Below are 26,556 nucleotides of genomic sequence, written 5' to 3' on the forward strand. Positions count from 1 at the left end.
GTCTTTTTCATAAGCAATTCTTCCTTGGGGCTGGCGCTGAGCCTCCTCGTCGCTTTGCTCCTGCGGGGTCTCAACTGATCAGCTGCGCCCGCAGGACATTGAATGGCTTCCTCGAATCTGCCCACGCACGATGGAAATGCGTTAGCATTTTCGGAGGAGTCTTCGCGCCTTCCACTACAATCAACAGGGTTTAAAAAACAACATTCAGCTTTAACAGATCCTTAAAATTAGAATCTTTCATACCCATGGTCTTTTGGCATTACAATTGAGACACACATCAACCGACACTTTAAATATCATCGATTAAGTACGCAAAAGCATTTATTATAGACTGTTTAATGGTGCAATAAGTTCTTTACCCTCATTTTTTGCAGAGTTAATTTCAGTGGATACCGCGTAGGATTCCATCTCCCCTGCCTCATAGGGAACCAAAAGTTTTTTTAGTTCATCAGTGTTATCTATTGAATGGTCAAGCCACATTCCAATCCTGTTTTCCGGGAGAATGACAGGCATTCTGTCATGTACCTTTTCGGTGACTTCATTCGGTTTTGTCGTAATGATTGTACAGGAAGTAATGCTCCTTCCACCTTTATTCCAGCTTTCCCACAGTCCTGCAAAAGCAAAGGGCTTCTTGTTTTTCAAGCCAAAACGAAAAGGGTGTTTTTGTTTCCCTTCTTTTTTCCATTCGTAAAATCCATCAGCCAGTATCAGACACCGCCTTTGTTTCAGCGCCTGCTTGAAGCTCGCTTTTTCATCGACTGTCTCAGCGCGAGCATTAATCATCCTGTAACCGATTTTTTCATCATCTGCCCAGAAAGGGATCAGCCCCCATCTCATCCTCGCTCCACCCCTGCCTTCCCCCTGATCAACCACTGTCAGAATGTCCTGACCGGGAGCAATGTTGTATCGGGCATCTATGTCCTCAGGGAATTCGAATTGAAATTGTCCCTTCAGTGAGTTTATGTCTTCAAACAAAGAAAACCGTCCACACATTCTGTCTTCCTCCAATCTTTATACTGTTCATATCATTCCCTTTGCTTTTCAGAAAGTAACGTATTCCTTCATATAGAAAAAAATAAGCCCAGCTTCTATTTTAAGCCAGGCTACTTTAAACGTTCTTTGGATCTATATTCTTTTTGATTTTCGCTTTGAGCGCGATATTTGCCGCAACCAGGAAAGGAATGAGCGATGCTATTGTAAACCCAAGGGCATAACCTGATATACTTTCATTCAATACATGATCATTTATATCCAATCCCAAAAAGCTTACCCTTATCCCATTTCCATCCACATGGTTAATGACCGACCACAGTTCGAGCCCTTTAAATAAAAATAAAACACTTATGGTTGTCAGTAATAAAACCAATAGCCATTTCATACGACCAGACCCCCATTTTCTCATTCCTGCAGCTACAGGTACAAGTATTTACACTATATTATAGGGAGTAATGGTATTAAATAATATACTACCATTGGAGTTGTAACAAAAAGTTCAAAAAGATGTTGTAAATTTCGTAATTACGTGTATATAATTTGCTAATTTACACTTTCTTATTTTTGAAAGTTCAAGCGCTCCATTATAAGCATATTATAATATTTTCCATCGGAGAGCTTTTTATCATTCTTTAGGATTCCTTCGACTTCGAATCCAAGACTTTCATATAGCTTCCTTGCACCTTCATTTGTTTCCATTACATTCAAAGTCATTTTATGTATACCACTTTCATCAGCCCATGATATCGATTCCTGCAACAGACTTTTTCCAATCCCAAAGCCCCAGAACTCCTTTAAGACTCCTACACCAAACTCAACCTTATGGTTGAATCTCTTCAAATCCGTCCCTTCACACCTCGAAAAACCAACAAGCTTTCCATCCATTTCCGCCACTAAAAATAGATTTCTCTCACTATCTGAATCCGCTTTAATTAATGATTGAAAGCCTTTTGGATCAATATAAGCTTCACCAGGTTCACGGTCTAGATTTTCGGTTTCCCCATCAATTTGCAGCCTTAATTCAGATAATGCCTCCCCATCTGCCTCAACAGCCGATCTAATCGTATAAGTCAGGTTTTTAACACTCTTAATTTTTTCGGTTATCAGCATCGTTTACCTCCAAAAATTTCCTGCTTTACGATTTTAATCTTTTCATGCTGAATTGTACATCATTTTAAATTTTTTATTTCCGCATAAATTGATTGGTTATCGAATTATAAATGCCAGGTAATCCATGAAGAGGGCCCGGCAAGATTCCATAAACCAGGACTCCGGTTTTCCTTAAGGTTAGTTAGGAAAAAATAATCAATAGAAAAGGACGGAATCTATTGATTCCATCCCTTCTCATTTATACTCTTTTAAATTGTTCCACCGCTTCCATAGCTTGTTCTCTTAGCTTGAATTTCTGGATTTTCCCCGAAGCCGTCATAGGGTAGCTTTCAGTGAATTCAATATATCTCGGGATTTTGTGTTTTGAGATTTTCCCTTTGAAGTATTCTTGGATTTCACCTGCTGTAGCCTTCTCACCCTCTTTCATGATGATCCATGCCATCACTTCCTCGCCATAAACACTATCCGGTATTCCAACCACCTGGACATCAAGAACCTTCGGATGGCTGTATAAAAATTCTTCTATTTCACGCGGGTAGATATTTTCCCCGCCTCTGATGATCATATCCTTTAATCGCCCGGTCACGCGGCAATATCCATTTTCATCCATTACTGCAAGATCACCCGTGTGCAGCCATCCTTCTTCATCGATCGCCTCCCTGGTTGCATCAAGATTTTTGTAATATCCATCCATGACATGATAGCCTCGTGTGCATAATTCACCCTGTACTCCGCGTGGAACCTCCTCCATCGTGCCAGGTTTGACAATCTTCACTTCAACCTCCGGAAGTGCTTTTCCGACTGTTTCTACCCTTAATTCTAACGGATCATTCGTTCTTGTCTGTGTGATGACCGGGGAAGATTCAGTCTGCCCATAGGCAATCGTTATTTCAGAAGCTCCCATTTTCTCATTCACAGCTTTCATCACTTCTATCGGACAATTCGAACCTGCCATGATCCCCGTCCTCAAAGATGACAAATCATATTTTTCAAATTCTGGATCATTTAATTCGGCAATGAACATCGTAGGAACCCCGTGAAGTGCAGTACACTTTTCTTTTTCGACCGTTTCCAGGACGGCTTTTGGGCTGAATTCCTGTATAGGAACCATTGTTGCCCCTACAGTCGCGCAGGCAAGTGTACCCATCACGCAGCCGAAGCAATGAAAAAACGGTACCGGGATGCACAGCCTGTCCTCATCAGTCAGCTTCATAGCTGAAGCCACATTATATGCATTGTTCACAATATTGCTGTGGGTGAGCATGACACCCTTCGGAAAACCTGTTGTGCCCGAAGTGTATTGCATGTTGATGACTTCACTCTGCTTTAACGTAGCCATCTGCTGGTCCAGCTCATCTTCAGAAACACCATCCGCCATGTCCAGAATATCCTGCCAGCTGTATGTACCAGGGAAGCGTTTTTCACCCATGACAATGACATTTTTTAAAAATGGCAGTCGGGCGCTTTCAAGCTTTCCAGGTTCACTCGTTTTTAGTTCAGGAACAATTTCATAAACCATATCAATGTATGAAGTATCCTTAAACTGCTCCATCAGAATGATTGTTGTCGAATCTGACTGCTTTAGCAAATATTCCAATTCAGCCGTCCGGTAGTTCGTATTGACGGTAACCAGGACCGCTCCCATTTTCCCTGAAGCAAACTGTGATACCACCCATTCTGGAGTATTGGAAGACCAGGCGGCAATATGCTCTCCTTTTCTAACTCCCAGCTTCATCAGTCCCCTTGCAGCTTTCCTGCAAAGCTCATTGAATTCCTTGTAATTCAACCTGAGATTCCTGTCTGCATAAACAACAGCGTCATGTTCAGGATATCTTTTTGCTTGTACCTCCAGTAACTCCCCTACAGTATATGGCAGCAAATTCCCCATCCTATAACCTCCTTAAGTAAAATTGTGTAAGCGTTTACCACTTACTATATCACCTAAGTTTGAATATTCAATTTTTTTAAAATATATTCCTTCCTTTTTCCTGAAAAAAATAAAAAAACAGGGAGATTTCCCTGCTTTATCATTTGTCATGCCACATATAGGATTTACCTGTCTCTATAGACATAATTGAAATGCCTACAGAGGCACCGTGCCCGGATGCAATGACAGACTGACTTGACAAACCTGCAAGCAAGCTCGTGATATATAGATTCGGAATATGGGTTTTTCCGTCCGGATCGATACCAAGCACCTTTTTTATTTTGCCGCTGGGCACTTTCTCATTAACAGCCAGTTCAAAGCCAAGGCTCTCGAGAATGGATGTCTGAATATTAGTAGCGACCACAAGATACTTCGTTTCCAGCTTTCTTCCGTCCGCCAAGGATACTTCAAAGGCACTTTCCTTCTGTTCAACAGATTGTACTGTTCCCTCAAACCATTCAGTCCCAGCAGCAACAGCTTGTTCCTTGATGTTTCCGAGCAGCTCTGGTCCAGTAATTTCTTTAATTCCAGGATAATTAAACACCTTTGAAACCTGCTTAATCTGGGATTTTCCAGAATCGATGACCGCGGTGTCCAATCCTCCCTGGGCAGTGTAAATGGCAGCAGAACCACCTGAAATCCCGCCGCCAACCACTAAAACATTCAACATAGATATTCCTCCCGAATTCGTTTACATCTTTATGTATCCTCCCTAACCTGACAGGGAGGCTTAAAATAATTTAGAAATCAAATAAATGACTCCTGCCAGGAGCCATACGTACGTGGCTGGTCATATAGGAGGAAAGCCTGAAAACTTCCCCTGTCCTTCATCACCTGTACGTTTTGGTCCGATTCCTCAGGAACCGCCTGCACACTGATTTGTTTTATTTTTTTCTTCTTCCAAAAATTCTCACCTCACATGCGTTTTGGTATAAACCAATAAAAAGAGGAAAGCAGTGCTCTCCTCTTTTATTTTTTAATGAGTGTGGTGGACAGCGCAACGGTTAGGACCGATCTCCAGCTCCATTGCTTCTTCTGCTGTCACTTCTTTCACACCGCGGTTGATTGCAACAATATCTTCAAAATTTGGCGGTGTCTCGCTTGATGCAGATTGTGCTACATGGTCGACAAACTCTTCAATTGTCTTGCCTGCCATGATCTCATTTTGCTTGCGGATCAAACCTAACTGGCTTCCAATGAAACCTTCCGTATTCACCTCGTTGTCAAAAGCAGCATAGTGTCCTGGCAAAACAATCACGTCATCTGCAATTTGCGATACTTTGCTATACACAGTATCATACAGGTCTTTTGCCCACTCTGCAGCTTTTCCGCCAAGATCTGGACGGCCAAGACCGTTTACGAAGATTGTATCTCCAGAGAATAAAAGTTTATTATTCACGAAAAACGAAACACTGCCAGGGGTATGTCCAGGCGTTTTGACAGCTAATACTTCGAGAATGATGTTCTCAAATTCAATTTTATCATGCTGTTCCAGCGCTTCAAAGTCAAATACTGCGCCTTCACTCTTCATTAGATAATATTTTGCTCCAGTTACGTCAGCCAGTTCCTTGCCGCCAGACAGATGGTCAGCATGGAGATGTGAATCGACGATGTGAGTGATTTTCACATTTTCTTTTTCAGCAACGTCTGTATAACGGTTTGTGAACCTTGATGGGTCAACAACAAGCGCCTCGTTTTCAGAAAGGACCATGTATGACAGGCATCCTTTTCCAACACGGATGAACTGAAAAACTTTGATTTCGTCATCCTTATACACTTCAACCGGATATAAATACTCGCTCCATGACTTCATTCCGCCGGAAAGGTATGATACTTCGAAACCAGCATCAGAAAGCATTTCAGCTACCATGACTGAAGAGCCTTCCTTAGCGCAGATAACGACGATATCCTTATCCTTAGGAAGCTGGTCAACAACCTCTTCCACGCCGTCAATCAATTCAAAGTAAGGGATATTGAGGTATTCAATATTCTCACCCTCAACCTTCCAGTCTTCAAAGTCTTTAACATTTCTTACATCAAAAATGAAAAAATCCTTCTTGCTAACTACCCATTCATTTAGTTTTTCAGCAGTGATCGCTTGCATACCCATTTTAAAATTCCTCCCTGTATAAAAGATATGTCATGGTATCAGATCCCCACCTAATACCCTTATGGGTATATAATAAATGGTTGATAATAAAATTGCAAGCTTTTTTTGTTTACTAATGTGCGAATGGTGTTTTACCTATTAAATAAGGCAATCGATCGATTGTCTTCTGTAACATGAAAAAATTGCTAAAAAAAAATCTTCATAATGGGTTTTCAAATACTTAATAAACCTTTACAATGAATGAAACTATACAATATAGTTTGAAAATTCAATCCATTCTTACCGAGGAGGAATGCAAATGAAAATTATGAGCAATGAACAATTGGTGGTCTCGTATCGTGATGCATTAAAGTCGGAAAGTGATAAAGAATGGGCAAAGGTTTTAAAAACCGAAATATCCAAAAGAGGACTCAAGCCATTTAAAAACCGTTAAACCGAATTGGAAGACTGGCGAAAGAAGACCTACGAAAGAATGTCTAGTAACAACGCAGCTTGATTTATGGTGGAAAAGTAAACAATTGAAAAGCCTAATGACCATTGCCGCTTGTGAATTGGAATTGAAAACTGGAATATTGAAAAGAAACTAAGTGACAGCGCTGTTTGTGAATTGGATTAGAAAACTGAAAAAATGGAAAGTACCTTATTGACATCGTCGCTTGTGATTTGGAATTGAAAACTGACAAAAAGAAAAGTACCTTATTGACATTGTCGCTTGTGATTTGGAATTGAAACTGACAAAAAGAAAAGTACCTTATTGACATTGTCGCTTGTGATTTGGAATTGAAAACTGAAATAACGAAAAGTACCTTAAGAAAATCGCCGCTTTGCTGCCTGATTGGCAGTGGAGCGGTTTTTTTTGTCGGATGTTGTTAACAAAAAATTCACAAATGTCTGTGAGCAATTAGCTTACAATAAAAATATAGAAAGGAAGTGGACCATGTTACTTAAAGTACGCACCGAGCCATTGGAATTATTAACATTAAGGTATTTGAACAAACGAATGGATTTGCCCTCAAATGAAAAATTCAGGTTGAAGTCTATGGAAAAAGGTTATACAGGCGAATTGATATTCGACAGGATGACCGAAAGCCTATCGGAAGAAAGGTATATCATTGACGACCTGCTCCTCCAGGTGAATAATTCATATTTCCAGCTTGATAAAGTGATCATTTCCAAGGATGCGGTTTATCTTAACGATGTGAAATATCACGAAGGAGATTATTATATCGATGGAGAAAAATTGTTATCCGTCAATAGCGGAAGAGAGCAAAAAAACCCTGTCATCCAATTAAAACGAAGTGAAACCCTATTCCGTCAGCTGCTCCAAAACCTTAACATGGACCACCTCGTCCGTGCCTCCGCCGTCTTCGTCAACCCTGAATTCACCCTTTACCAGGCCCCTATAGATCAGCCAATCATTCTACCAACACAAGTAAAAAGATTTATTAAAGAGCTAAACAACACACCCTCTGCATTGGACAAGAGCCATCAGAAACTAGCTCAAACCCTGCTTTCAATGCATCAAACTAAAAATCCATATTCCACTTTTCCAAATTACAAATATGAACAGCTGGAAAAAGGAATGCATTGCCGGGAATGTGGGTCATTGAATACTGAGGTAGATCATTACGACCTCGTTTGCGGAAAGTGCGGAACACATGAAAGAATCGAAAAGGCGATTCTGCGACATATAGAGGAAATCAAGGTACTTTTTCCTGAAATAAAAATCACCACACAAAATATTTATGATTGGTGTAATGGGAAGGTTAGTAAGAGGACATTCTTGAGAGTTTTGAAGAAGAACTATAAAACAGTTGGCAAGACAAAAGACGTATATTTTGAATGATTGCTGAGTTGGTGACTATCTGGGGTTTAAATCCTAAGGTTAGACACGGTTCATGACAGCTTAGCGGTTTCAACCTCAAACCTGTCAAAATAACATCGTTTTCTTGACAGCTTAGCGGCTTCAACCTTCAAACCTGTCACAATAACATCACTTTCTTGACAGCTTTGGCGCTTCATCCTCCAAACCTGTCAAAATAACATCGTTTTTTGGACAGCTTAGCGGCTTCAACCTTCAAACCTGTCACAATAACATCACTTTCTTGACAGCTTTGGCGCTTCATCCTTCATACCTGTCAAAATAACATCGTTTTTTGGACAGCTTAGCGGCTTCAACCTTCAAACCTGTCACAATAACATCACTTTCTTGACAGCTTTGGCGCTTCATCCTCCAAACCTGTCAAAATAACATCGTTTTTTGGACAGCTTAGCGGCTTCAACCTTCAAACCTGTCACAATAACATCACTTTCTTGACAGCTTTGGCGCTTCATCCTTCATACCTGTCAAAATAACATCGTTTTTTGGACAGCTTAGCGGCTTCCTCCTCCAAACCTGTCAAAATAACATCACTTTCTTGACAGCTTTGGCGCTCTCTCCTCCAATCCTGTCAAAATAACATCACTTTCTTGACAGCTTTGGCGCTCTTTCCTTCAAACCTGTCAAAATAACAACACTTTCTTGACACCTTTGGCGCTTCATCCTCCAAACCTGTCAAAATAATATCGGTTTTTTGACAGCTTAGCGGCTTCATCCTCCAAACCTGTCAAAATAATATCGGTTTTTTGACAGCTTAGCGGCTTCATCCTCCAAACCTGTCAAAATAACATCGATTTCTTGACAAACTTCACAGCTCCAGAGTTCGATCGCTAGCCACCGCTCAATTCTCAAATAAGACGAAAAGCACTGCCAACCTCGGCAATGCTTTTCCAATACTTATCCCTGCAACAACAATGATTCTGGGTCTTCCATGAGCTGTTTAATGTGTTTCAAGAAGGTAACTGCTTCTTTTCCGTCAACGATCCTGTGGTCGTAGGATAGGGCGATGTACATCATTGGCCTGTTTTCCATGCGGTCCTTATCGATTGCTACTGGACGAAGCTGGATGGTGTGCATGCCAAGGATGCCTACCTGCGGGCCGTTGAGGATTGGCGTTGATAGCAATGATCCGAACACGCCTCCATTTGTGATTGTGAAGCTTCCACCCTGAAGGTCTTTCAGGGATAGCTTGTTCGATCTCGCTTTTTCGGCGAGATCATTGATGTCGCGTTCGATCTCAGCAAAGTTTTTCCTGTCGGCATCCCTGATTACTGGGACAACCAGTCCTTCATCTGCAGCAACAGCGACACCGATGTCGTAAAATTTCTTCAGGACAAACTCGTCACCCTGGATTTCTGCATTCAGATACGGTGTCTTCTTCAATGCTGCGACAACCGCTTTTGTAAAGAAAGACATGAAGCCTAGGCGGACATCGTTTTCTTCAAAGAAGCGGTCCTTCCACTTCTTTCTCAATTCCATGACGGCTGTCATGTCGACTTCATTGAAGGTTGTTAGCATGGCTGCTGTTTGTTGTACCTCTACCAGCCTATTGGCGATGGTCTGCCGTCTTCTTGACATCTTGATGCGTTCAAAGCGAGTATTATCCTCATTGGCAGCAGCTGCGGGTGCCGCTTTTTCCGGCCTGTTATTTGCAGGCTTGTTGTCTTCTGGCTTTTGCTGGTTAGGGGTATACGATTCAACATCCTGCTTCCTGACTCTTCCAAGTGGATCCTGAGAAGACACCTGGTTCAGGTTGATCCCCTTTTCCCTCGCGAGTTTTCGTGCTGCAGGAGAAGCAATAACCCGGCCCTGACTGTCATCATCTGCAGAATGTTCTTCCCTGCCAGCTTGGTTCTCAGGTTGTGCGCTCTGAGTTTGTTGATTTTCAGCAGGTTCATCTGGGGATTCAGCTTCCTTGCCCTGTTCCTCAGCTTTGATCTGTTCTCCGCCAGCTTGTTCACCTACAACTGCTATGGCTTCCCCAACTTTAACAGTATCGCCTTCTTCCGCAAGCAGTTCTGTCAAAACTCCATCATAATCAGAAATAATTTCCACATTGACTTTATCCGTTTCCAGTTCAACGATATATTCACCTTTTTGGACTTGGTCACCCTTTTGTTTCAGCCACTGGGCAATCGTTCCTTCGGTAATTGATTCAGCGAGTTCAGGAACTTTAATTTCTGCCATTGTCGTTTCCTCCTCTATTTGTCTTAGTCAGTGCATCGCGAACGATCCTTGCTTGTTCCAACTTATGGGTATTAGGATCTCCTTCAGCCGGACTGGACCTTCTTCTGCGTCCGATATAGGCTACTTTGATTTCTTTTGGAGCCGCTTCATTGATCCGCGGTTCAACAAATGTCCAGGCTCCCATATTTTTAGGTTCTTCCTGGACCCAAACGACTTCTTTTAAGTTTGGATAACGGCCTAATATTTCTTTTAGCTCATTCAGCGGGAAAGGATAGATTTCTTCAACTCTTAGCACATGCAGCCAGTCATTGTCCTCACCACTTAGTTGCTCTGCAATATCGATGCTCACTTTTCCGGAACATAACACGACCCTTTCCACTTGCTCAGGTTTAGACCCAAGTCCAGGCTGTTCGAAAATTGGCTCGAAGCTTCCTTCAGTCAGTTGTGTTGGGTCTGCCGCTACCAGCGGGTTCCTTAACAGACTTTTAGGTGTCATCAACACGAGAGGGCGAACCGATTCCTGTTTTAAAATCTTTGCCTGCCTCCTGAGGATATGGAAGTATTGGGCCGCAGAGGAAAGATTGGCAACAGTCCAGTTATTTTCTGCGGCTAAAGTTAGAAATCTCTCAACCCTGCCACTCGAATGTTCTGGTCCCTGTCCTTCATATCCGTGCGGCAAAAGCATCACTAGACCTGATTTCTGTCCCCACTTTGCCCTTCCAGCTGCGACGAACTGATCAAACAGGACCTGAGCAGCATTCGCGAAATCTCCATATTGAGCTTCCCAGAGAACCAGGGTTTCGGGAGCAAAAACATTATAGCCATATTCAAATCCCACAACTGCCGCCTCAGATAAAGGGCTATTATGGATGGAGAAAGAAGCCCTGGCATCCGGCAAAGTATGGAGCGGCGAGAATTGTTCCCCGCTATTACTGTCATGCAGCACAAGATTTCTTTGGGCAAACGTTCCGCGCTCTGAATCCTGACCTGTCAATCTTACTGGCGTCCCTTCTTGTAAAATGGAAGCAAAGGCCAGAGTCTCGGCGAGGCCCCAATCGATTTTTCCGTCTTCAGCGAATGCATCCTGCCTTCTTTGCAGGATTTTCGCCAATTTATTGAAAACATTGAAGCCTTCCGGCCATTTAAGAAGGTCACTATTAATTTTCTTCAAAATCTCTGCCGGTACCCCTGTATTGATCCTCGGAATGCCCATTTCAACTACTTCTGGAATATCAGGCTCTCTTTTAACCTCTTTCTCTGCTTTTGGAACTTTTTCATTGGCCGCTTTCAGGGTTGAGTTTATTTTATCTTCTATTTCTGCCCGTTTTTCTTCAGTGAACACACCCTGAGATACGAGCTTTTTCCCGTAAAGCTCCTTGACTGTTGGGTGATTGTGGACAAGCTTATACATTTCCGGATTGGTTGTCATTGGTTCATCCATTTCGTTATGGCCGAATCGTCGGTACCCAATCAAGTCAATCAAGAAATCTTTGCCGAATGTCTTCCTGTATTCAAAGGCCAGCCTTGCTGCCATCAAACAGGCTTCGGGATCATCGGCGTTCACATGGATGATTGGTATTTCATATCCCTTTGCAAGGTCACTGGCATACCTTGTTGATCTGGAATCCATGGATTCTGTTGTAAAGCCAATCGTATTGTTTGCTATGACATGAACAGTTCCGCCGGTCTTGAATCCGTGCAAGCGGCTTAAATTCAAGGTTTCCGCCACAATCCCCTGTCCTGGAAAAGCCGCATCACCATGAATCAGGATAGCCATCGCCTTAACAGGATCATATTTTGCATTTCCGGGGAGATTTCGGTCATCCTGCGCTGCACGTGTAAAGCCTTCAACAACCGCGCCGGCGAATTCAAGGTGACTTGGATTATTGGCAAGTGTCAATCTTGCATTGGCGGTAGTACCTGATTTGATTTTACGGTCAATTCCCAGATGGTACTTTACATCTCCAGTCCATCCAAAATTGATTCCAATCGAGCCTTCAGAAGGCACCAATTCCTTGTTTGGCGCATGCTGGAATTCGGCAAAAATCATCTCATACGGCTTACCTAAAACATGGGCAAGGACATTAAGCCTTCCCCGGTGAGCCATTCCGATATTAATAGTCTCAACACCATTATTTACTGCTCCGGCTATAACTTCATCCAAAAGCGGCACCATTGCATCAAGGCCTTCGATTGAGAAACGTTTTTGCCCAACAAACGTCCTGTGCAGGTATTTCTCGAAGTTTTCGACCTCTGCCAGGCGCTCAAATAAGCCAATCTTCCTTTCATCTTCCACCTGTGGAATCAGTGCTCCTGATTCTACTTTGTTCCTTAGCCACTCTTTTTCATCCAATTGATTTACATGCTCAAATTCGTACGCTATTGTACTGGAATATACTTTTTTCAGATATTCAAAGGCTTCTTTTCCAGTTTTTACAGCAGGAGGAGCACTTGGACATATGAGATCTACAGGGACCATGTTTAAGTCTTCTTCGGCCAGTCCCCACTTTTCCAGGCCTTCCAGCACAGTGTCTAAACTTCCTGACTGTAAAGGGTAGATATTTGCAGATAAATGGCCGTTCGAACGAATATAATCTGCATATCTCAGTACGGCGGCGATTTTGGCTGGATTTCCAGACGTATATGCTGCCGTTGACTTCGGAAAATTGACATCTTGATTTGCTGACATTCTCTTCTTAGAGTTCTGTTCAAAATATGCCTTCATCTCAGGATCTACCGCATTTTGGTCTTGCAGGTACAATTCATACAATTCTTCCACATATCCTTGATTGGCCCCATAAAATCCCGGCCATTCTGTACGTTCCGTAACAGGCTTTTTCATCATATAACCCCCTTGCTTTTCGTAAAGTATGCTAATTATTTGTTACCCTGTCGTATTCTTTTTTAACGGTAAAATCAAAGAATAATAATATAATTCAGATATCAAACGGTTACATTGATATTTTAACATGATATTTTCTTTTAACCAAAGGTTTTGACTATCACTATAGTGTTAAATAATTTCCCGGATTTTATTATTTCAAAAAAATGTACACAATAAAAAAAACCGGTGGTTACCGGTTATAGGTTAAAAATATATAAAGACATTCATATTCTTAAAGATTCATCATGGTGACATACATGTTCTTCGGCGCAAAAAGGTTATTTCTTTTTTCTATTTGATTTGCCTCAATCATTTCATTATGTTCAACAGGCAATTCACTGTGACCACAGGTAATGCTTTTTTGGAACCTTGAACCTGCATTGAATATGTCGACTCCATCATTATTGGTGAATCCAACGCCTTCTTCATGCATTGAAAAACGATGATGACAAGTTTTTGATTCGCTCATATTCCAGCCTCCCACGAAATAGTCCCTTACTATATTATATATCAAATTATCTAAATATTCAGTGATAAAACTCATAAAGAAAAGGAAAGCAAAATAATTGCTCTCCTTACTTAATTACCATTCCATCAAATTTTTAAACCACTATTGGAATTAGTAATAGCGTGTGTGATTTTTTTCTCAAGTTGCTCCAATACATCAGGCGCATCAGCATCGATTTCATGAAAGGGACCTGAATACTCCTGAAGTGCATGTCCATAACGTGGGTCATAATAATGAATTAACAGGATTTCAATCAGATCCAGATAATTTTTTTCTTTCAAGGCAACTTGAAGTGATGTTGCCGCATCCTGGGAAATCCGCCTAAGAAGCTTGGTGACTTTTTCTTTTACTTCTTCTTCAAACCAGGCTTCTTCTTTAAAAGGATGTACATACTCATCATATATACGCTGAACCCTCTTGGGAATTGAACTTTTGACAAGGAAATGAATCCCCTCGGACTTTTTGGCAATCATTTCATCAGGTTGGGCAGCCCGTCCAATTCTCTTGCTTTCTGCCTCAATGATAAAGTAATTCGCTCCTTTTATTTCATTCAGTCGATCAAATAGCAGTGCATCGAAGGTTTTTTGGTTGTGGGCTTCACCCATCCCAATCATTCCAAAAATCGATCCCCTATGGTTGGCCATTTGTTCAAGATCGACAACAGGATAGCCTTTTTCCTGCAAAGCTTTCAAAAGATCTGTCTTTCCTGTCCCTGTCATCCCGTGCAAAACAACTGCCTTTTGAGGTAATATTTCGGGGATTCTTTCCAAAATATACTCCCGGTAGGCGCGATATCCGCCCTCAAGCCGATAGGATGGTATTCCTGCATATTCGAGGAACGAAGCAACGGACCGGCTTCTCATCCCGCCTCTCCAGCAATGAATGATAGGCTCAGCACCGGTCTTTTTCAGTTCTTTTATTTCACCAAGAAGACGTGGCAGCTTCGGGGATACAATTTCCATCGCCCGCCATTTAGCTGCTTCCTCTCCTGATTTTTTGTATAGAGTGCCAATTTCCTGTCTTTCGTCATCGGTAAACAACGGTATATTCACAGAACCGGGTATCGCTGATTCCTTATGCTCAATTGGCGCTCTAACATCAACAGGGATATATTTACTTGAGCTGATTAATTCTTGTACAGATATGTCTTTCATTTTTCCAATTGACCTCCATGGTCCATAAAGTAAAACTGCTTCTATTATTTGAAAAATAGTTCTAGTTTTACTCTTAAATCTTTTTTAATAAACTCCATCGTATCATATTTTGGGAAAGAAAAAAACCGCAGTGCGTCTGCGGTCAACACGAAAACTCAATTCCAACGAGTTTGCTGAGGGCCTTGCAAAATTCCACCCATTCCCTTGGAAAAGCTTCAAGGCCTTTACTTTCATAGGTCTTTCCTTTTGTATTAAGAGTAACTGACCAGCTGGTACCATCGACGACAATTCCCTCTGTGTGGTAATCATCCTGCCAATCCCACAACTTAAACGAATACAGCAGTTTTTTGAATTCTAGCAAACTGCCATAGTTTCCCGTCCTTAGGGGCCCAGGCGCTTTTGAATCAAGATGCCATTCAAAATACGTGAAGATATTTCTTTTAAAATTTATTCTTACTCTCATCTCAGGCCCAGGATAACCATGCAGTACTACGGTCAGCAGCATTGGTTCTTTGTCAGGCCTGATGGATACAGTGTCGTCATTTAGAACGAACCATTCAGTATTCCTGCTGATCAATGTTTTAATATAAGAAGGTTCAAGAATCGGATTTCTGTCGCGGGGCAGGTTTGGTGCCTGCTCATTCATTTCCTCACATATGACTGGGATCGTTGCGTTTCCCTTTTCCTGGAGTATTGTGAGAATCGCCTCGTATATTTTCATATCGGTCAACTTCCTTTGTAATAACTAAATATTTCGTCTTTTATCTTCCCATGTGTGCAACACTACTTTAAATAAAGTATATATAAATATAATGATAAAGTACTGTAACAAATCGCACGTTTTTGTAAAAAATAACGATGGTCAGCCGTGACAAAAATAGTCATATTATTACCATGCTCGACTTATCTTGGTAGTTTATTGTCAAATCCTGCGCTTTCCCGAGAAATAATTTTCAGAATAAATTGAAAACACCGGCAATTTATATATTTTTCGGTGCGATTTCATCTATTAATGACTGTAATCCTAACTTCTCAAACTGATTGGAATGAGAAGGGTGAGTTTAAAAGGAAACGAAAACTGGTATTAAAGAGAGGAAGAAGTACTTCAGAGGTGAGATAGAATGATTGATTCAATTGCAAAGCAATTTGAGAAGCCTAAAGGAGTCCTTGGAAAACTCGCAGGGACTGTCATGTATTTTGAAAACAGAAAAATAAATAAGTGGAGTATCAGGAAGCTTCATGTCGAAAAAAATGACCGTATTCTCGAGATTGGATACGGACCTGGATATGGAATTAAGACATTGATGTCAAGCTACGGATCCATTTTAGTGGATGGAATTGACTTATCGGATAAGATGAGGGATGAAGCCACAAGGAGAAATAAAGCATGGATTGAAACTGGTAAAGTCCACCTTACCACCGGTGATGTAGCCGATTACCAACCGGATCATTGTTACAGTAAAATAATCTCTGTCAATAACTATCCCCTGTGGGAAAAACCGTTAATTTCGTTGAAGAGATTATATAAATTACTCGAAAGCCGAGGAAGGATCGTCCTCACTGTCCAGCCGCGTGAAGAAGGATCCACCGACGATACAGCAAAACAACTAGGTGAACAAATGAAAGAAGATTTACTTAGCACTGGTTTCGCAAATCCGGAAATCTCTTTTTTAAAAGTGAGACCTGTGTTGACAGTATGCGTCACGGCAGAAAAAAAGTAACCGCTGCTCTAAAATCAAGCAGCGGTTTTTTCTGTCAATCAATGCCGAATTTGCTTTCTATTTTTCATTCCTTGGTACGCTTTGGGTAGCATTACAGACATCCACTTGAAATCAAACACTAATTTTTTCAGCAGAAAGAACTAAATTCCTAATTTTTTCCAAATCATTTTGTTCAAATAAATCAATGATCTTACTGCCTACAATCACGCCATCACAGTGCCTGCAAACTTCCTCGACTTGTTCTTCAGTTGAGACACCGAATCCGGCTAAAACTGGGACGGGGCTCTCACTTTTAACAAAGGACAAGAATTCAGCAAGATCTTCACTGAACTTGTTTCGTGACCCTGTGATTCCAGTAACTGTTACAGCATAGATGAACCCTGCCGCACTTTCAGCAATCTTCTTTATTCTTTCCTTTGGCGTCGTTAAAGTGACCAGCCTGATCAGGGATATATCATTCTGTTTAAAAGGGGCAAGGACCAACTCTTCTTCCTCAAGCGGGAGATCCGGAATGATGCAGCCAGAAATCCCGGCATTTGCAGCATCAACCGCAAAAGCTTCGATTCCGTACGCTACTACTGGATTTGCATAGGTCATTAATATCAATGGTATTTTGATCTCCGTTTTATATGATTTAATATCTTTCAGCACCTTTTTAACAGTGATACCCCGAGCAAGCGCCCGGATGCCAGCTTTTTGTATGGTTGGACCATCAGCAACGGGATCGGAAAATGGAATGCCGATTTCAATCGCGTCTGCTCCGGAGTCCTGAAGGAAGAGCAATCTCTCCTTGAGTGCTTCCAATCCTCCGTCTCCTGCCATTATATAAGGTACGAAAACCTTTTTTCTTTTTTCAGTCAGGGCTTTTTCGATCCTTTCCATTACTCCATTCCTCCCATTAGATCTTTAATCGTCTGTACATCTTTATCACCACGTCCAGATAAGCAAACAACGATGTTTTCATCTTTGCTCATTCCGGCAGCGAGCTTGACCGCATACGCGATCGCATGCGCGCTTTCAAGTGCCGGGATAATGCCTTCAAGCTTTGACAGAAGCTGGAAGGCTTCCAGCGCTTCTTCGTCTGTAACGGATTCGTAATTGACTCTGTTGATATCATGAAGATGACTATGCTCCGGTCCAATACCAGGATAATCCAGGCCAGCTGAGATCGAGTGAGCCTCTTGTATCTGCCCGTCATCATCCTGAAGAAGGTACATCATTGCACCATGCAGGACTCCTGGCTTCCCTTTTGTTAATGATGCTGCATGCTTGTCAGTTGCCAACCCCATTCCTGCCGCTTCAACCCCGTAGATCGATACGCTTTCATCTTCAATGAACGGATAAAACAGGCCAATTGAGTTGCTGCCTCCGCCAATGCAGGCAACAAGGGCATCAGGCAGCTTACCTTCTTTTTCGACAAACTGCTGCTTCGTTTCCCTGCCGATCACACTTTGAAAATCGCGGACCATTTTAGGAAACGGATGTGGCCCCATCACGGATCCCAGAATATAATGGGTGTCTCTGACGTTTGTCACCCAGTATCTCAGTGCTTCATTGACTGCATCCTTCAGCGTTCCGCTCCCGGCATCGACACTGACCACTTTTGCCCCAAGCAGTTCCATTCTGAAGACATTTAATTGCTGGCGCCTGATATCCTCTTTTCCCATGAAGATGACACATTCCAGATTCAGCAAGGCACAGACTGTGGCTGTGGCAACCCCGTGCTGTCCTGCTCCGGTCTCGGCGACGATCTTTCGCTTGCCCATCCTGACCGCAAGCAGGGCCTGACCGACTGTATTGTTTATTTTGTGGGCTCCTGTATGATTCAGGTCCTCACGCTTTAGATGAATTTTGGCCCCGCCGGCATGCTCGGTGAGATTGCCTGCCAGGTATAAGGGTGTTTCCCTCCCTACATAATCCTTCATTAACTTTTGCAGTTCTTCTTGAAAATCCTTATCCACCAATGCACGGTTATATTCTTTCTCCAATTCCAGTACAGCCTCCATCAGTGTTTCTGGAACGAACCTTCCGCCATAATTCCCAAAATGTCCTTTTTCATCCGGCAAATTATAAGTATTAGTTGACATACTTCTCTTCCTCCCCCGCATTTTTTGCGTTATTTATAAATTCTTGTATCTTTGCAAAGTCCTTTTCCCCGTTTGTTTCAACACCGCTGCTGACATCAACCATCATGGGATTGACCTTTGAGATCGCTTTGCTGATATTCCCAGGGTCCAATCCACCCGCTAAAATTATATTCTTCATTGACTTGCCGATTGCTTTAACCAGATTCCACTCAAAACTCGAGCCGTTTCCTCCTCGATATTCCGTTGGAGGACTGTCAAGAAGGATATAGTCAGCTTCGAGTGCATCAATTCTCTCAAGGTCTTCCAATGATTTAACGGAGACAGCCTTAATTATTGGCAGCCCAATTGACTGATAGTCAGCTGGAACTTCATCTCCGTGAAGCTGTATATGGGTGAGTCCTACAAACTCAGCAATTCGCTCTATTTCTCCAGCATCCTCGTTGACAAATACTCCTACCTTCCAGACATGTTCCGGTATAGTTTCAATAATCTTTTTTGCCTCTAAAGCCGTAGTTTGTCTTTTGCTCCTTGCAAAAACAAAACCAAGAGCGTCAGTTCCGCATTCAACCGCGTGCAGTGCTGCTTCCACCGTTCTTATTCCGCATATCTTAACTTTCATGATAATTCCTCACGACTGGAACAGTGAATTTAGTGAAGGTTTCCTTAAGATCGGCTGAAGTCATGAATGTCTCCCCAACGAGTACTCCGTTTGCACCAGCCGCTGCTGCACGGACGATATCGCCCCTAGTTTTCATGCCGCTTTCACTGATCAGCAATGCTCCTGCTTTTTTAACAAGCGGTCCAAGCTTCTCGGTATTTTCATGATAGACCTCGAATGTTTTTAAATCACGATTGTTGATTCCGATGACTTGAGCTTTTATATTAATAGCCTTTTCCAGGTCTTTTTCGTCATGGATCTCAACAAGGCACTCCAATCCTTGTTCAGAGGCATATTTGTATAGCTCTGTAAGCTCTTCAAGGGATAATGCTGAGGCGATAAGCAAAATGACATCTGCTCCTGCGAAACGGGCCAGATCTATTTGAATTTTATCAACGATAAAATCTTTACAAAGAATTGGCAGGTCCACTGCTTCCCTTACTTTTCTCAAGTCGCTGAAAGATCCCTTAAAACCTTTTTCATCTGTTAACACCGATATAGCAGATGCACCAGCCCGGGCATAAAGTTTAGCTTGCCGGGCAGGATCCAATGAAAGATTGATGTCTCCTTTGGAGGGTGACGCTCTCTTAAATTCAGAAATAATGGCAATATTTTTGGCTTCCCTTAAAACCTTGATTAAGGACCTAGGCGGCAATGATGATTCCTTAATATCCATTTCAGCGTTCTTCAACTCTTCTACTTCCACTCTTTTTCGTTCTATGATTGAATCAAGTATTGTTCCCATCTCAACCTACCGCCTTTTTGTTTCGATTGCTGATGCTGATTAAATTCTCCAGTTTGGCCAGTGCCTTGCCTGAATCGATGCTTTCAGCCGCAAGGTTCACTCCGTCCAGTATCGTTTCCGCCTTCCCGGCTGTATAAATTCCGAGGCCCGCGTTCAACAGCACGGTATCCCGATGTGCCCCTTCTTTACTTTTAAGAACCTGCAGCAGGATTTCCGCATTATCCCGTGCATCACCACCCCTGATCCTGCTGTTATCATATACTGGCAAATTCACTTCTTCAGGCTGGAGTTTGAAACGATCGATTTCTCCTTCTGAAACGATGACCAATTCGTTTTCACCAGCAAGAGATGCTTCATCCATTCCTCCAGCTCCATTAATGACAATGGCCCGTTTCCTGTTGAGATTAGATAGCACATGGGCAAACTTATCGAGCATATCCCTGCGATAAATTCCAAGCAGTTGGTAATCAAGATGTACTGGATTCGTCAATGGCCCAATTAAATTAAAGATCGTCGGGATTTTCAGATCCCTTCTTACCTTCATGATTTGTTTCAATTTTGGATGGACGTGTGGTGCAAAAAGGAAGGCAATTCCATTCTGTTCAAGGATTTCTTCTGTTGCTTCTGGAGAGAAGTCAAGGCTGACACCAAGAGCCTCCAACACATCTGCGCTTCCAGTCTTGCTCGAAACGCTTCTGTTCCCATGCTTTGCTACTGTTATTCCAGCTCCGGCAATAACGAATGCCGAAGTAGTGCTGATGTTGAAGCTTTTGGATCCATCCCCTCCTGTTCCGCAATTATCAAGAACATTCGGTATTTTCTTTGTAAAATTCAGGGCATGAGTCCTGATTGCTTTAACTAATCCCGAAACCTCCTCTGCTGTTTCACCTTTGGATTTAAGGCCGGTTAAAAAAGAAGCAATCTCAGAGTCAGTCGTGTCCTGTGTGAAAATTCCCCGGACAGCTTCCTCCATTTCATGTTCCAAAAGCGATTTTCCTTCGACCAGCTTTTCAAGATAATGTTTCATAAGTTAAAATCTCCTTTCTGATTTCGCTAAGAAAATTGGCTAAAATCTGCATTCCACTCTTTGTTCCGATTGATTCTGGATGGAATTGAAGTCCGTATAAATGATAATCTTTATGCTTGATTGCCATGATTTCATCGTCATCAGCTGCTTGGGCAAGCACCTCAAAAACCTGATTCAGGGTCAGGGGATCGATCACTAAAGAGTGATATCTCATTACGTCTGGATGCTCCTCCAGATCCTTCATGAGTGAAGTTCCGTTATGGCGGAGCGTGGATTCCTTTCCATGTCTGATTTTTTTCGCCTTGATTATTGAACTGCCAAATGCATGTGCGATTGCCTGATGGCCAAGACATATTCCCAGGATCGGGATGTCTGACGCCAGTTGTTTAACAGCTTCAACGCAAATCCCTGCTTGTTCCGGCCTGCCCGGGCCAGGAGATAGGACGATGGCTTCCGGTTCCATTCGTGCGATTTCCTGAACCGTAATTTTATCGTTCCGGACCGTTCTCACTTCAGCCCCAAGTTCACTGAGATACTGGTAAAGGTTATAGGTAAATGAATCGTAATTATCAATCAGTAGTATCATTGGCCGCCTCCATCAACGCTTTTAATTTATGGTTCGTTTCATCGAACTCTTTTGCTGGATCAGAATCATATACAATTCCAGCACCCGCCTGAAGATAACCTTTGCCATCCTTGATAACCAATGTTCTGATTGCGAGCGCAAAATCCATGCTTCCACAAGCAGAGAAGTAACCGACTGCACCGGAATAAACGCCTCTTTTTTCAGCCTCAAGATCGTTGATGATTTGCATCGCCCGAATTTTCGGAGCTCCTGACACTGTTCCTGCAGGCAGGCATGCCGCCAATCCGTCAATCGGGTGTGCACCTGCCAAGAGTCTCCCGCTCACCTCTGATACTAGATGCATAACAAACTGGTACCTCTCAACAGCCAGGAATTTATCAATTTTGACACTGCCGATTTCACATATCTTGCCTAAATCATTCCTCGAAAGATCGACGAGCATTTTGTGTTCTGCTAATTCCTTTTCATCCTGTTTCAATTCCAATTCAAGTTTTACATCTTCATCAGCGGAAATTCCCCTCGGCCTGGTTCCCGCAATTGGGTTGGTAACCATCGTTCCATCCCGGTATTTCACCAGGCTTTCGGGTGATGTACCAGCTACAATATAGTTTTCAAAGTCAATGAAGTACATATAAGGGGAGGGATTATCAATCCGCAGTTTTCTGTAAAATGAAAATGGATCTCCTTTTGCGGTTGCCGTAAGCCTTCTTGATAACACAACCTGAAAAATCTCTCCTTCTTCAATCAAAATCTTTGCTTTCCTGACTGATTCTTCAAATTCCTCTCTTTCTTGCGATGATTTAAACTCTGATAGTGAAAATGGATTGACAGGCTGTTTTGTAACTGGCGAATCAAGTTCCTTTTTACGACTCTTTATTTTTTCAGAAAGATCCTCATTGCTATATCCCGGAAAGGGAATGCCGATCAGGTTGATTTTTTGTTTAAGGTGATCAAATACGATGACTTCATTGAAGAACATTAAGTGCGCTTCTGGCATTGCGAGAGGGTCTTCCTTAAGAGGACCAATTTCTTCAAACTCGCGAATGAAATCATAGCTTACAAAACCGACTCCGCCCCCTATGAAAGGAATATCATGTTCAGGTTTTATTTGAGGAAGCAACTCTTTCAGCACCTTCGAAAATGAACCTGCTGCTTGCTCCATGCACCCCTCTCTCACCAAATAGGTCTCGCCCTTTTCATTTAAAAGTTCATAAACGGGATCACAGCCAATAAAAGAAAAACGGCCGGAATCATGATGTTTATGGGAACTTTCGAGAAGGAATTTTTTCGTACCGGAAATCATTTGATACACGGATATAGGGGTTAATGTATCTCCCTCAATTTCCTCAATATAAACATCAGGTGTGTCTACTTTCATATAAACCCTCCTTAGAAAATAAAAAAGTCCCCTATACATGCACAGAAATTGTGCTGTATAGAGGACGATTATGATTGGACCGCGGTGCCACCTCTGGTTGGAACTCAAAAGTTCCCTCTCTTCAGGTACAGGAAACCTAAAAACGATTTCGGTATACCCTATCCCTTTAACGGAGGATTCCGGGCAGCCCTACTGTCATTTCAGGCCGCCTCTCACAAGGCCATTCAACAGGCATTTACGTACCGGTTCGCACCATACCCGGCTCTCTGAAACGAAAATATCCTGTTTACTCTTCTTGATCAACGAGTTAACATAATAATTTTATTATTTATTTCACTACTGGTTCCCTTTTTAGGCAAATAAAAAAGGGCCCTCTCCTTATATGAAAATAAGGACGAGAGACCCGTGGTGCCACCTTAATTAGCTGTAAAAACAGCTCACTTTAAAGCATCAAGCATCATTTGCTTAATACCTGCCTTTTGTAACGATAAGGCCTGTTCGCCAAAGCCTACTGCCTGATGGGTTCGGTTTGGAAGCTCGGAAGTCCATTCGCTGCAACAGTTACACTGATTCTCACCAACCATCAGCTCTCTTGAGTACCCGTTTCAGTTACTACTCTTCGTCAACACTTTGCGTTATATTGTTTAAAATAATAAGCGCATTAAATATAAAAGTCAATAAAAAAATGTAAAATTTTAATTTTTCTGGATTAAAAGTTTATTTAGTTCTTCTTTCCAGGCCTCTGCCAGTCCTTCCGTACCTATGAGTGATTCAATTGCTTTCATATCATTCCTGCGATGAAAAAGAATCTCATTGGCCATCAGAATGGAAAAATCCTCTTGTTTCCGCTCCAGTAAAACGATTTCAGCATCTTCATTGACGATACCTTCCTCCAGCACCCTGAAAAAATAACCTGTATAACCAGTCTGGACTACTCTTTTCAATAACAGATCAAGATCATTATTTTTGGAAATTTTTGAACATGGGATTCTGCCCTGCGTCACCTGTATTTTCGTTTCCCCCAATCGGTAGATATCTCCTATGTATACCATATCCTCATTCATTCCTAATGCGGAAATATTTTCACCAAAAGTGGGTGCTTCTATATTTTTATTGAATTCATCTGACCATTTTTGATAATGTTCGAAAGGGTAAAAGCATACCGCTCTGTCAGGCCCACCATGATACTCTGTTGCAGCTACACCATCACCCTCGAACGAATTCTTTGTAAGATAGGCTTGTTTCACACTCTTTTTCGAGATTGCAGATTGTTCTTCCCTTCCCTTCCAGTTCTTCAGTTCTGGCTTCCCTACATTTAAATACAGGATCTTCGCCATGTTCCTCCACCCTTCCGGACTTTTCCAACTATTTTATCCTTTCCACAAAAAAAATACCATATAGATTTATAATTCAGCCATAAAATCAAATGTACGGACATTACCATAAAAAGACACCATTTTTTCAACCGTTTTCGACCACACTAGAAATAGTATGAATTAAAGGCAGGTTTCGAAAATGAATCATATTGAGAACTTGTTTCCAAAATCCGGGAGTCTTTCGGGTAAGAAAGATAAGGATACCAATGATGATCCTGTCAAAAATCAAAAATGGGCGATCGTATCGATTGCATCCATACCACTTGTGATGACTCTTGGCAATTCAATGCTGATTCCTGTATTGCCTGTTATTGAAAAGCGAATGGGCATTTCTGCATTCCAATCAAGCCTGATCATTACTGTCTATTCAATAGTGGCAATCTTTTTAATCCCAATTGCCGGGTATTTATCTGACCATATCGGCCGAAAAAAAGTCATCATTCCGAGCCTGATCATTACTGGTATCGGGGGAATCATCTCGGGATGGGCCTCATGGCAAATGACCGACGGATATTGGATTGTTTTAATCGGCAGGGCTCTGCAGGGTGTGGGAGCAGCTGGAGCCTTCCCCATCGTATTGCCACTTGTCGGGGATATGTTCAAAAGCGATGATGAAGTCAGTGGTGTGCTTGGGGAAATTGAAACAGCCAATACACTTGGGAAGGTCCTTAGCCCAGTGCTGGGTTCATTCCTGGCAGGTTTCATATGGTTTATTCCTTTTTTCTCAATCCCGGTCTTCTGTGCAATTTCAATTATATTGATGATCTTTCTCGTTAAAAGTCCCAAAAAGAAGAATAAACCATTGCCTTTTAAGGATTTCATCAAAAAAGTAAAACTGATTTTTACTGAGAATGGACGTTGGCTGTATGCCATCTTTTTTATTGGTACAATTGTTATGTTTGTGCTTTTTGGAGTATTGTTTTACCTTTCCGATATCCTTGAGAACAAGTATGGAATAAAGGATCTTAAGAAAGGGCTATTGCTTGCTTTGCCATTAGGGGCACTTTGCCTTTCATCTTTTATTACAGGTAAAATCATTAAGAAAAATATGGTGCTGATGAAATGGATAACTTTTACCAGTTTGTTGATCCTTGGGATCGCAGTTATCCTGCTGAGCTTTTCTAAAGAATTGTGGTTTCTAATATCGATGTTCCTTTTTGCCGGGATTGGAATCGGTGCAAGCCTTCCTCCTCTTGATGCGCTAATCACTGAAAGTATCGAGAAGGAAGAAAGGGGCACGATTACCTCAATTTATAGTTCGATGAGGTTTATTGGCGTCGCAGCAGGACCTCCCATCATCGCTTTGATGATGAAGAATTCGAACAAACTCATTTTCATCACACTTGCATCATTAAGTATAGCAGCAGCTCTTGCCACTTTTCTGGCAATCAAACCGGATAAAAAGGCATAGAGAAACGCATTGACCAGTGTCAATGCGTTTTTTTACAGCCTGGCAGCCTCTTTCAGCAAAAAACTAGTTATTTCCTTGTTAAAATCCTGCCACCTTTTTACAGGAACCTGATGTGAGACCTTTGGGATAATGGCTGTTTCGAAATGTTTAAGCTCTTTCTCATAGGTCCTAAGATGCTGGTTAATTAAATCTTTTGAACCATAGATCAGCAGTAAAGGAACTGACAGCGATTTAAGCCTTTCGACACAAGAATAGTTTAATGACTCGTAATAAAAGTGAAACCAGGTATTCATGTCTGTTTTCAACATATGCTCAATAAGTTCCGACCTGTATTCCGGATCGAAGGTATGGGCAGTTGCAATCGTTTTTGCCAGCGTTTTTGGAGAGTGTTTCACAAAGTACATTCCAAGCAAATGTTCATACCTTAACGCAGGGGACTTTACTTCCGCAAAGCCACCAGACAAAATCAGGCCTTTAGTACGTTCTGGATAAGTCAGCGCGAATTCCTGGGCGATGCTGCCGCCAGAGGAGTATCCGCACAATATTACTTCCTCCAAGCCAATCCAGTCTGCGAGCTTCAGTACTTCTTCCGCGTACTTCTGGATTGTGACTCTTTCCGGCACGGCTGTGGATTCTCCGTGACCGCTTAAGTCAGGGAAGATCAGTCTGAATCGTTCGCTTAATGGCCTCTGATAATGGAATACCTTTCTCCCCATACCCGGCGGATGGAGGAAGATGATTGGGACTCCTTCGCCCGCTTCTTCGTAAAAAATATCACCATAGTCTAATTTGCATACTGGCATCGCCAATTCACT

Annotated in this window: 24 protein-coding genes and 2 other annotated features; of the genes, 4 read left to right on the plus strand and 20 right to left on the minus strand. The window is 42.1% G+C overall.

Features of this window, described 5'->3' with window-relative positions; all coding sequences use genetic code 11:
* Positions 1 to 324 precede the first annotated feature (324 nt).
* From QNH36_RS14560 to QNH36_RS14585, 6 genes are all read right to left on the minus strand, one after another.
* Positions 325 to 993, minus strand: a complete 669-nt coding sequence (locus QNH36_RS14560) for an SOS response-associated peptidase (RefSeq protein ID WP_251540510.1) — start codon at positions 991 to 993, stop codon at positions 325 to 327.
* Positions 994 to 1,108: 115 nt separating this feature from the next.
* Complete coding sequence (locus tag QNH36_RS14565) at positions 1,109 to 1,378, minus strand: hypothetical protein (RefSeq protein ID WP_144479717.1); 270 nt, start codon at positions 1,376 to 1,378, stop codon at positions 1,109 to 1,111.
* Positions 1,379 to 1,551: 173 nt separating this feature from the next.
* The gene (locus QNH36_RS14570; protein WP_283903706.1) at positions 1,552 to 2,103 is read right to left on the minus strand and encodes a GNAT family N-acetyltransferase; all 552 of its coding nucleotides are present in this window, start codon (positions 2,101 to 2,103) and stop codon (positions 1,552 to 1,554) included.
* Between the two features lie 238 nt (positions 2,104 to 2,341).
* On the minus strand, positions 2,342 to 3,982 hold the full coding sequence (locus QNH36_RS14575; RefSeq protein WP_283905423.1) for an AMP-binding protein: 1,641 nt from the start codon (positions 3,980 to 3,982) through the stop codon (positions 2,342 to 2,344).
* A 148-nt stretch (positions 3,983 to 4,130) separates the two neighbouring features.
* On the minus strand, positions 4,131 to 4,700 hold the full coding sequence (locus tag QNH36_RS14580; protein ID WP_283903707.1) for an FAD-dependent oxidoreductase: 570 nt from the start codon (positions 4,698 to 4,700) through the stop codon (positions 4,131 to 4,133).
* A 306-nt stretch (positions 4,701 to 5,006) separates the two neighbouring features.
* Entirely contained in the window at positions 5,007 to 6,140 is a 1,134-nt protein-coding gene (locus QNH36_RS14585; protein ID WP_283903708.1) for an MBL fold metallo-hydrolase, read from the minus strand.
* 298 nt (positions 6,141 to 6,438) lie between these two features.
* On the opposite strand from QNH36_RS14585, the gene sda reads away from it, so the two are divergent.
* Positions 6,439 to 6,573, plus strand: coding sequence for a sporulation histidine kinase inhibitor Sda (gene sda, locus QNH36_RS14590; RefSeq protein WP_144479725.1), 135 nt, complete (start codon positions 6,439 to 6,441; stop codon positions 6,571 to 6,573).
* A gap of 606 nt (positions 6,574 to 7,179) precedes the next feature.
* The gene (locus tag QNH36_RS14595; protein WP_283903709.1) at positions 7,180 to 7,986 is read left to right on the plus strand and encodes an NERD domain-containing protein; all 807 of its coding nucleotides are present in this window, start codon (positions 7,180 to 7,182) and stop codon (positions 7,984 to 7,986) included.
* A gap of 930 nt (positions 7,987 to 8,916) precedes the next feature.
* Here QNH36_RS14595 and odhB read toward each other — a convergent pair.
* From odhB to QNH36_RS14620, 5 genes are all read right to left on the minus strand, one after another.
* On the minus strand, positions 8,917 to 10,206 hold the full coding sequence (odhB, locus tag QNH36_RS14600; RefSeq protein WP_283903710.1) for a 2-oxoglutarate dehydrogenase complex dihydrolipoyllysine-residue succinyltransferase: 1,290 nt from the start codon (positions 10,204 to 10,206) through the stop codon (positions 8,917 to 8,919).
* The gene (locus QNH36_RS14605; RefSeq protein WP_283905424.1) at positions 10,193 to 13,048 is read right to left on the minus strand and encodes a 2-oxoglutarate dehydrogenase E1 component; all 2,856 of its coding nucleotides are present in this window, start codon (positions 13,046 to 13,048) and stop codon (positions 10,193 to 10,195) included. The genes odhB and QNH36_RS14605 overlap by 14 nt, the downstream gene beginning before the upstream one ends.
* 274 nt (positions 13,049 to 13,322) lie before the next feature.
* Positions 13,323 to 13,559: a hypothetical protein gene (locus QNH36_RS14610; protein ID WP_144479731.1), complete on the minus strand. Its 237-nt coding sequence runs from the start codon at positions 13,557 to 13,559 to the stop codon at positions 13,323 to 13,325.
* 125 nt (positions 13,560 to 13,684) lie between these two features.
* Positions 13,685 to 14,752 carry a tRNA 2-selenouridine(34) synthase MnmH gene (gene mnmH, locus QNH36_RS14615; protein ID WP_251540517.1) on the minus strand — a complete coding sequence of 356 codons (1,068 nt, stop codon included), beginning with the start codon at positions 14,750 to 14,752 and terminating at the stop codon, positions 13,685 to 13,687.
* 142 nt (positions 14,753 to 14,894) lie between these two features.
* Positions 14,895 to 15,473, minus strand: a complete 579-nt coding sequence (locus tag QNH36_RS14620) for a hypothetical protein (RefSeq protein WP_283903711.1) — start codon at positions 15,471 to 15,473, stop codon at positions 14,895 to 14,897.
* A gap of 400 nt (positions 15,474 to 15,873) precedes the next feature.
* Between QNH36_RS14620 and QNH36_RS14625 the strand changes: the two genes are divergently transcribed.
* Positions 15,874 to 16,473 (plus strand): SAM-dependent methyltransferase, encoded by a 600-nt coding sequence (locus QNH36_RS14625; RefSeq protein ID WP_144479737.1) that lies wholly within the window; start codon positions 15,874 to 15,876, stop codon positions 16,471 to 16,473.
* Between the two features lie 111 nt (positions 16,474 to 16,584).
* Here QNH36_RS14625 and trpA read toward each other — a convergent pair whose 3' ends face one another.
* The 8 genes from trpA to QNH36_RS14665 form a co-directional block, all read right to left on the minus strand.
* Positions 16,585 to 17,355, minus strand: a complete 771-nt coding sequence (gene trpA, locus QNH36_RS14630) for a tryptophan synthase subunit alpha (protein WP_144479739.1) — start codon at positions 17,353 to 17,355, stop codon at positions 16,585 to 16,587.
* Positions 17,355 to 18,560 (minus strand): tryptophan synthase subunit beta, encoded by a 1,206-nt coding sequence (gene trpB / locus QNH36_RS14635; RefSeq protein WP_144479741.1) that lies wholly within the window; start codon positions 18,558 to 18,560, stop codon positions 17,355 to 17,357. Before trpB ends, trpA begins: the two co-directional genes overlap by 1 nt.
* On the minus strand, positions 18,550 to 19,179 hold the full coding sequence (locus QNH36_RS14640) for a phosphoribosylanthranilate isomerase (protein WP_144479743.1): 630 nt from the start codon (positions 19,177 to 19,179) through the stop codon (positions 18,550 to 18,552). The genes trpB and QNH36_RS14640 overlap by 11 nt, the downstream gene beginning before the upstream one ends.
* Positions 19,169 to 19,963 carry an indole-3-glycerol phosphate synthase TrpC gene (gene trpC, locus QNH36_RS14645; protein WP_283903712.1) on the minus strand — a complete coding sequence of 265 codons (795 nt, stop codon included), beginning with the start codon at positions 19,961 to 19,963 and terminating at the stop codon, positions 19,169 to 19,171. The genes QNH36_RS14640 and trpC overlap by 11 nt, the downstream gene beginning before the upstream one ends.
* A gap of 1 nt (position 19,964) precedes the next feature.
* Positions 19,965 to 20,990 (minus strand): anthranilate phosphoribosyltransferase, encoded by a 1,026-nt coding sequence (gene trpD / locus QNH36_RS14650; RefSeq protein WP_144479747.1) that lies wholly within the window; start codon positions 20,988 to 20,990, stop codon positions 19,965 to 19,967.
* Positions 20,974 to 21,576, minus strand: coding sequence for an anthranilate synthase component II (locus tag QNH36_RS14655; RefSeq protein WP_283903713.1), 603 nt, complete (start codon positions 21,574 to 21,576; stop codon positions 20,974 to 20,976). The genes trpD and QNH36_RS14655 overlap by 17 nt, the downstream gene beginning before the upstream one ends.
* Complete coding sequence (gene trpE, locus QNH36_RS14660; protein ID WP_283903714.1) at positions 21,560 to 22,954, minus strand: anthranilate synthase component I; 1,395 nt, start codon at positions 22,952 to 22,954, stop codon at positions 21,560 to 21,562. The genes QNH36_RS14655 and trpE overlap by 17 nt, the downstream gene beginning before the upstream one ends.
* A 57-nt stretch (positions 22,955 to 23,011) precedes the next feature.
* Positions 23,012 to 23,266: a binding site (T-box leader), on the minus strand.
* Between the two features lie 75 nt (positions 23,267 to 23,341).
* Positions 23,342 to 23,589 (minus strand) — a binding site (T-box leader).
* A 60-nt stretch (positions 23,590 to 23,649) separates the two neighbouring features.
* Entirely contained in the window at positions 23,650 to 24,291 is a 642-nt protein-coding gene (locus QNH36_RS14665; RefSeq protein WP_144479765.1) for an MOSC domain-containing protein, read from the minus strand.
* 178 nt (positions 24,292 to 24,469) lie between these two features.
* Between QNH36_RS14665 and bcbE the strand changes: the two genes are divergently transcribed.
* Entirely contained in the window at positions 24,470 to 25,741 is a 1,272-nt protein-coding gene (bcbE, locus tag QNH36_RS14670) for a bacillibactin exporter BcbE (protein WP_144479767.1), read from the plus strand.
* A gap of 32 nt (positions 25,742 to 25,773) precedes the next feature.
* Here bcbE and QNH36_RS14675 read toward each other — a convergent pair whose 3' ends face one another.
* Positions 25,774 to 26,544 (minus strand): alpha/beta fold hydrolase, encoded by a 771-nt coding sequence (locus QNH36_RS14675; protein ID WP_283903715.1) that lies wholly within the window; start codon positions 26,542 to 26,544, stop codon positions 25,774 to 25,776.
* Positions 26,545 to 26,556 lie beyond the last annotated feature (12 nt).

The organism is Mesobacillus sp. AQ2, assembly GCF_030122805.1.
GTDB classification, from domain to species: Bacteria; Bacillota; Bacilli; order Bacillales; family Cytobacillaceae; genus Mesobacillus; species Mesobacillus oceanisediminis_A.